Origin of the sequence: Kitasatospora sp. NPDC048365 (assembly GCF_043200835.1) — a bacterium.
GTDB lineage: Bacteria > Actinomycetota > Actinomycetes > Streptomycetales > Streptomycetaceae > Kitasatospora > Kitasatospora terrestris.
This window is the reverse complement of record NZ_JBICYJ010000052.1, coordinates 49,916-56,424: the sequence shown is the minus strand read 5'-3', so window position 1 is coordinate 56,424 and position 6,509 is coordinate 49,916. Positions and strand designations below refer to the sequence as shown.

Below are 6,509 nucleotides of genomic sequence, written 5' to 3'. Positions count from 1 at the left end.
GGCTCCACACCTACAATCACCACCGCGGACACACTGCGCTCAGGGGAAAGCCACCCGCCAGCCGCGTTCCCAACCTCTGGGGTCAGAACACCTAGGGCAGCGAGAGGTCGGCCGCGTGCTCGAAGGCGGCCGGCCCGGTGCAGGTCAGTGCCCGCTCGATCCGCGAGCGGGCGCTGTCGTCCAGGTCGGGGAGCGCGTCGGGGGCGAACCAGCCGACCTCGAGGGACTCGTCGTCGTTGACCCGGGCCTCGCCGGAGACCTTGCGGCAGCGGAAGGTCAGCTCCAGGTACTGGGCCCGGTCGCCGTTGGGGTACTCCAGCATCCGTGAGACGGTGATCGAGGTCAGCAGCTCCGGCTCGACCGTCACCCCGGTCTCCTCCAGGCACTCGCGGACCACCGTGTCGGCGGGCTGCTCGCCCGGGTCGATGATGCCGCTGATCACCGACCAGCGGCCGGTGTCGGCGCGGCGGCCGAGCAGCACCCGGCCGTGCTCGTCCAGGACCACGGCGGAGACGCCGGAGAGCCAGAGCGGGCGGGTGCCGACGATCGCGCGGAGGTCGACGAGGAACTCGGGAATGGCCATGGGCCGAGGATAGATCGCTCCGGTCAGTCCTTGCGGAGCGGCCGGGCCGGGGAGCCGATCACCGTGGTGGCCGCGGGAACGTCCCGGGTGACCACCGCGCCGGCGCCGACGAACGCGCCGCGGCCGAGCTTGCGGCCCTGGAGCACCACGGCGTTGGAGCCGACAGTGCAGTCGTCGTCCAGCACCACCGAGCCGGAGACGTTGCCGCCGGGGTAGACCGTCACCCGGTCGCCGAGCACCGAGTCGTGGCCGACCGTGGCGTTGTAGTGCACCTGGCTGTGCCGGCCGAGCCGGACGTCGGAGGAGAGGTACGCGCCGCCCATCACCAGGCAGCCCTCGCCGAGCAGCGTCCCCGGGGCGATCAGCGCCCGCGGGTGGACCAGGGTGGTGGCGACGCCGCCGAGCCCGGAGAGCAGCTCGGCCAGCCGGGCCCGCACCGCCGGGTCGGCGATGCCGATCAGGTACGGGCTGCCGGGCGGGAGGTCGGACGGGGCGAGGACCGGGAGGCCGCGCACCGTGGTGCCGGCCGCCCGGTCGTCGAGGAATCCGGACACCGGGGTGCCGGCGGCGAGGGCCGTGTCGAGTGCTTCGCGGCCTACGCCGCCGGCTCCGGCGATCCACATGGTGCGTTCCTCGGGACTTCAGGACGTCAGGACTGGTGTGCTTGTTCGGTGGCCACGCGCTGACGCGGCAGCACGATTCTGGCCTGCGGCTGCGGTTGCGGCAGCGGTTCGGCCGCCGGGACCGGGAATCCGGGGTTGACCCCGCCGGGCGCGGTGATGCCCGTCGGGCGCAGCAGGATCTTCGCCGTGAGGGCGAGGATCCGCAGGTCGAGCAGGATCGAGCGGTTGGCGATGTACCAGAGGTCGAGCTCGATCCGCTCGGGCCAGGTGATGCTGTTGCGGCCGCGGACCTGGGCCCAACCGGTCAGGCCGGGACGGATGTCGAGCCGGCCGCGCTGACGGGGCGAGTAGTGGACGACCTGCTCGGGCAGCGTGGGACGCGGGCCGATGACGGCCATGTCGCCGCGGGCGACGTTCCACAGCTGCGGCAGTTCGTCGAGACTGGTCTTGCGGAGCAGGGCGCCGATCCGGGTGATCCGGGGCGCGTCGGGTTCGTCGGCATAGCGCATGTCCCGCATGGTGCGGAACTTGAGGATCTCGAACTCCCGGCCGTGGCGCCCTGATCGGGCCTGCCGGAAGATCACTGGTCCGCCCATGGTGCAGCGGATCAGGAGGGCGATCACCAGGCCGAGCGGGACGGCGATGATCCCGGCCAGCACGGCGACCGCGAGGTCCCCCCCTCGCTTCATTTCTCCCCCAACTGGTGTGGTGCGGTGGGTTGTTGTGGATCAGCCGAAGGTCCAGGGCAGGCCGCGCGCCCTGGCCACCGCCGCGTAGGTCTCCAGGGAGACCCGGGCGACGGCCCGTTGGTCGAACTGCTCCAGGGCGCGGCGACGGGCCGCCGCACCCAACTGCTCGCGCAGGGCGGGCTCGGTGAGGAGCCGATCCAGCGCGGTGGTGAGCGCCCGGGCGTCGCCGGGCGGGGTGAGCAGCAGGTGCTCGCCGTGGCCGCCGATCTCCCGGCAGCCGCGGATGTCGCTCAGCACCATCGGCAGGCCGCTGGCGGCGGCCTCCATCGCCGAACGGGAGAACCCCTCCCGGTAGGAGGGCAGGACGAAGACGTCGAGGGCGGCGTACACCGCGGGCATGTCGTCGCGGCTGCCGAGGAACTCGACGCCGTGCTCGGCCTCGCGCAGGGCGTCCGCCTTGTCCGGGTCATCCGGGCCGATCCACACGAAGCGGGCCTTGCCGGCCAGCGCCCGGGCGGTCTCGGCGTACTCCCGGATGCCCTTCTCGGCCACCCGCCGGCCGACCCCGCCGACCAGCAACTCGTCGTCGGAGACGCCGAGTTCGGCCCGCAGCTTGGCACGGACGGAGGGTGCGGTCTCGAACCGGGTGAGGTCGACACCGTTGCCGACCACCCGGGAGCGGCCGGTCGGGACGGCGCGCGACAGGGTCTGCCGGTCCTCGCCGTTCTGGTACAGCTCGGCGTGCGAGAAGCGGGCCGCGAAGGCCTCCGCGCCGAGCACGAACGCCCGCTTGGCCAGCGGGTCGTGGGCCTGTGCCCAGAGACCGTGGCAGGTGTTGACCACGACCGGCACACCGGCCGCGCGGCCGAGGATCCGGCCGAGCACCCCGGTCTTCGGGTTGTGGGTGTGCAGCACGTCGGGCCGGATCCGGCGCAGCACCGCGAGCAGCTCGCGGCCCGCCGCCGCGTCGGCGCGCGGCTGCCAGGCCCGGGTCAGCGCGTGCAGCGGCTCGTGCCGCACGCCGATCGCGGTCAGCCGCTCGACGTACGGGCCGGGCGCGCTGATGCCGTACGTCTCGAAGCCGGCCTCCAGGTCGACCTTGAGCTCGGTGGCGAGCAGCAGTTGCAGGCTCATGTCGACGGTGGTCAGGTGCGCGACGCGCAGGGGGCGGCCGCCGGGGCCGCGGAGCCGGCTATGCACGGGCGCCCACCGCCTTGGCGGTGGCGACGATCCGGGCGTACGCGCGCTCCGGGATCAGCCGGCCGTACAGCTTGGCGCGGAAGAAGTCGATCGGGTCGGTGCGGCGGACCGGGACGCGGGCGAACCGGGCCGGGTCCGAGCCGGGCAGGTTGCGGCCGACCTGGCCGGTGGCGGAGGTGCGGAAGCGGGCCCGCAGCGCCACCTCCATGTGCGGGACGGGCACGCCCCAGGTGTAGGCGAAGTGCCGCGGGCGGGCGCCGAGGTGCTGCTCGACGTCGTCGTTGCAGGCGTCCAGCTCCGCGGTGGTGAGCAGCTCCGGGCGGGCGTGGGTGCGGGTGTGGTTGGCGACCGTGCACAGGCCCGAGGCGGTCATCTCCTTGAGCTGCTCCCAGCTCATGCCGGTGCCGGCGGCGCCCTTGGCGGTGGAGCCCTCCCACTGCATCTCCCCGCCGACCTGGCCGCTGGCCAGGTAGACCGTGAACGGCAGCTCCCGTTCGCGCAGCAGCGGCCACGCGTTCTCGTACACGTCGGCGAAGCCGTCGTCGAAGGTGAGCACGGTGCTCGGCGTGCGTCGGCCGGCCGCGAGCCGGTCGGTGGCCTCGTCGATGGAGACCACACGGCCCGCCGGCAGCTCGGCGAGCAGGTCCACCTGCGCGGTGAAGTCGGCGGTGGCGAGGTCGAGTTCGTCGCCGGTTCCGCCGCCGACGCGGTGGTAGATGAGGAGCGTCGCGCCGTCGCCGGGCACCGATCCGGCGGCGCGGGCGAGCTGCTGCTTGAGCCGGGTCCGGATCCCTGCCGGAGCGGTGGTGCGCATTGCCTCCCCCTCTGTGCGGCGCCCTCCCCGGCGCCGGGAATCACAGTAGGGGGATGCGTGGGGCCGATGGCCCGGAATTGTGAAAGAAGTGGGTAGGAAGGCCGAAAATCAGCCGGTCCGACCGGAGCTGTCCACTTCCCGGTCGTTTACGGCCGTCCCGGCCGGAACGGCTCGGCCGGACGTACGGACCCGCCTCAGGAGGTCGCACCGTCGTGCGAACGGAACCGCGCGACCGCCACCCGGGCCAGCAGCAGCACCCCGGCCGCCAGGCAGCCGGCCACCGCCATCGCCCACGCCGGGCCCTCGCCGTCCGGCACCATCACGGCCACCACGATGCCCAGCGCCACGCAGGCGGCGCCGACCAGCGACAGCAGCAGCTGGTGACGGCGCAGGGCGCAGTCGTCCCACAGCCACGACCTGCGGTTGTTCCGGTGACGTCCGGTGCCTGCCATGCTCTCCACGGTAACGCGCCCGGGCTCCGGAGGCCCCTCCTCGGCACGCCCGTATGAGGGTTTTGCGAAGAGCGCGAAAACTCGCCGTCCCGCGTACAACCATCTCGGGGTGTCGGTGGTCTCCACTACATTGAGCGATCCAGGAGCCGTCCGCAGTCGGGTTGGGAGTCCCCACCGCGGGCCGGATCACATCCGGGGGCGGAGCCGCCGCGCCCGGAGTCGGAGGCCGGGCTCCGCCTACCGACGGTACCGCCACGCCGCACCACGGCGACCGAGGGGGGAACCGTGCCGAACTCCGTATCGACGACCATCACCCACCTACCGCACACCCCTGTTGCTCCGAGCGCTGCCCCGCACGCCGACCAGCCGACCAGCCGACCCACCCCCGTCACCACCCCCGGACCCGGCGTCGCACCCGCCGGGGCCTCCGGGGTGTCCGGGGCCGCCGCGACCGCGCAGCGGCCCGAGCGGGACCGGGGCAGCTGGCTGCGGTTCTCGCCCGCCCAGCCGCTGTTCCGGGCGCGCGCCGCCCAGCGGCTGGCCGTCCTCGCCTTCCACGGGGTCACCGACCCCTGCTCCTTCGGCGCCCAGCTGGACCGGCTCCAGCGGCTCGCCAACCCCGTCTCGCTCGCCGCCGTCGAGCAGGCCGTCTCCGAGGGCCGCCCGCTGCCGCCCCGCTCCGTCCTGATCACCTTCGACGACACCGACCGCACCGTCCTCACCCACGCCCTGCCCCAGCTCGCCGCCCGCCGCATCCCCGCCGCCGCCTTCGTCATCTCCGAGCTGATCGGCACCGCCCGCCCGTTCTGGTGGCACGAGGCCGCCTTCCTCGCCCGGCACGGCGGCCGCGCCCGCCTCGTCCCCACCGGCGAACCCACCCGGATGCTCGCCCTGCTCAAGGCCCTCCCCGACCCCGACCGCCGGCGCAGCCTGCACGAGCTGCGGGTCTCCGCGAAGCGGCGGCCCCCGCAGCAGGAGCAGCTCGGGCCGGACGACCTGCGGGCGCTGCGCGAGGCCGACGTCGCGATCGGCAACCACACGCTCGGCCACCCGTCGCTCAGCCGGTGCGACGACGCGACGGTGCAGGCCGAGATCGTCGGCGCGCACCAGGCACTCACCCGCTGGCTGGGCGAGGCGCCCAGCGCGTTCGCCTACCCCGACGGCGGCTACGACCCGCGGGCGGACTCGGTCCTCAGACAGCTGGGCTACCGGCTCGGCTTCCTCTCCGACCACCGCCTCGGGCCCCGCCTGCCCGCCCACCCGCTCCGGATCAGCCGCCTCCAGGTGGACGCCACCACCGGCATCCGGCGCTTCGACACGATCCTGTCCGGACTGGAGCCGGCCCTCCAGCGCTGGCGCGGCGCGACGGCGTGAGCCCCTGTTTTTGCCTCTCGTCAGTGCAGAAGGTTTCGGCGCAGCGCTTCCACGGTCGTCCGGTCGAGGCCGATGGTCTCGGTTGCGTACTCATGGGCGGAGCCGTAGGTCGCGGTGAGATCGGCGAGGAAGCGTTCCATGAGCGCGGCCGGGGCGCGGCCGTAGCCGGGCCAGCGGAGGTGGGCGTCCGGGTGGCGGGTGTGCCAGTCGGCGACCAGGCGGGCGGTGGCGCGTTCGGTGAGGGCGAAGTCGGCGACGATCTGTTCCTCGTCGACGCCGAGCAGGGTGAGGACGAGGGCGGCGACGATGCCGGTGCGGTCCTTGCCGGAGGCGCAGTGGAAGACCAACGGGGCGCCGTCGCCGTCGGCGATCAGCCGCAGGGTGTCGGCGATCTCCGCCCGGCCGTCCTCGGCGACCTCCAGGAACTTCTCGGCGAGGTGGACCGCCGGGTCGTCCTCGGGGCCGAGCGCGGCCTGGTCGTACGGGCGGTGCTCGATGCTGAGGTTGTGCCACCGCAGGCCGGGGAGGTCGGGGGTGCGGCCGGTGCGTTCGATCTCCCAGGGGTAGCGGAGGTCGATGACGGTGCGGATGCCGAGCTTCTCGAAACGGGCCAGGTCGTCGGCGGATTCGTGCAGCTTGGCGAGCGAGTCGGAGCGGTACAGCCGGCCCCACCGGACGGTCCGGCCGTCGGCGGCGCGGTAGCCGCCGAGGTCGCGGAAGTTGTGCAGCCGGGTGAACTCGTGATGCCTCGTCATCCGGTCAGCGTAGGGCCTC

Annotated in this window: 8 protein-coding genes; 1 reads left to right on the top strand and 7 read right to left on the bottom strand. The window is 73.8% G+C overall.

Annotated elements, in window-relative coordinates; translation table 11 throughout:
* Positions 1 to 91: 91 nt before the first annotated feature.
* The 6 genes from ACGFX4_RS35495 to ACGFX4_RS35470 form a co-directional block, all read right to left on the bottom strand.
* A complete protein-coding gene (locus tag ACGFX4_RS35495) occupies positions 92 to 583 on the bottom strand; it encodes an NUDIX domain-containing protein (RefSeq protein WP_393083706.1) in 492 nt (163 codons plus the stop codon).
* Between the two features lie 23 nt (positions 584 to 606).
* Positions 607 to 1,206 carry an acetyltransferase gene (locus ACGFX4_RS35490; protein ID WP_393083703.1) on the bottom strand — a complete coding sequence of 200 codons (600 nt, stop codon included), beginning with the start codon at positions 1,204 to 1,206 and terminating at the stop codon, positions 607 to 609.
* Between the two features lie 26 nt (positions 1,207 to 1,232).
* Positions 1,233 to 1,895 (bottom strand): sugar transferase, encoded by a 663-nt coding sequence (locus tag ACGFX4_RS35485; protein WP_393083700.1) that lies wholly within the window; start codon positions 1,893 to 1,895, stop codon positions 1,233 to 1,235.
* A 39-nt stretch (positions 1,896 to 1,934) separates the two neighbouring features.
* Positions 1,935 to 3,095: a glycosyltransferase family 4 protein gene (locus tag ACGFX4_RS35480; protein ID WP_393083697.1), complete on the bottom strand. Its 1,161-nt coding sequence runs from the start codon at positions 3,093 to 3,095 to the stop codon at positions 1,935 to 1,937.
* Entirely contained in the window at positions 3,088 to 3,909 is an 822-nt protein-coding gene (locus tag ACGFX4_RS35475) for a polysaccharide deacetylase family protein (protein WP_393083695.1), read from the bottom strand. Before ACGFX4_RS35475 ends, ACGFX4_RS35480 begins: the two co-directional genes overlap by 8 nt.
* A 194-nt stretch (positions 3,910 to 4,103) precedes the next feature.
* On the bottom strand, positions 4,104 to 4,361 hold the full coding sequence (locus ACGFX4_RS35470) for a hypothetical protein (RefSeq protein WP_393083692.1): 258 nt from the start codon (positions 4,359 to 4,361) through the stop codon (positions 4,104 to 4,106).
* A 285-nt stretch (positions 4,362 to 4,646) separates the two neighbouring features.
* Between ACGFX4_RS35470 and ACGFX4_RS35465 the strand changes: the two genes are divergently transcribed.
* The gene (locus tag ACGFX4_RS35465) at positions 4,647 to 5,735 is read left to right on the top strand and encodes a polysaccharide deacetylase family protein (protein WP_393083690.1); all 1,089 of its coding nucleotides are present in this window, start codon (positions 4,647 to 4,649) and stop codon (positions 5,733 to 5,735) included.
* 20 nt (positions 5,736 to 5,755) lie between these two features.
* On the opposite strand, the gene ACGFX4_RS35460 is transcribed toward ACGFX4_RS35465, so the two are convergent.
* Positions 5,756 to 6,490: a tyrosine-protein phosphatase gene (locus tag ACGFX4_RS35460; protein ID WP_393083687.1), complete on the bottom strand. Its 735-nt coding sequence runs from the start codon at positions 6,488 to 6,490 to the stop codon at positions 5,756 to 5,758.
* Positions 6,491 to 6,509: the final 19 nt, after the last annotated feature.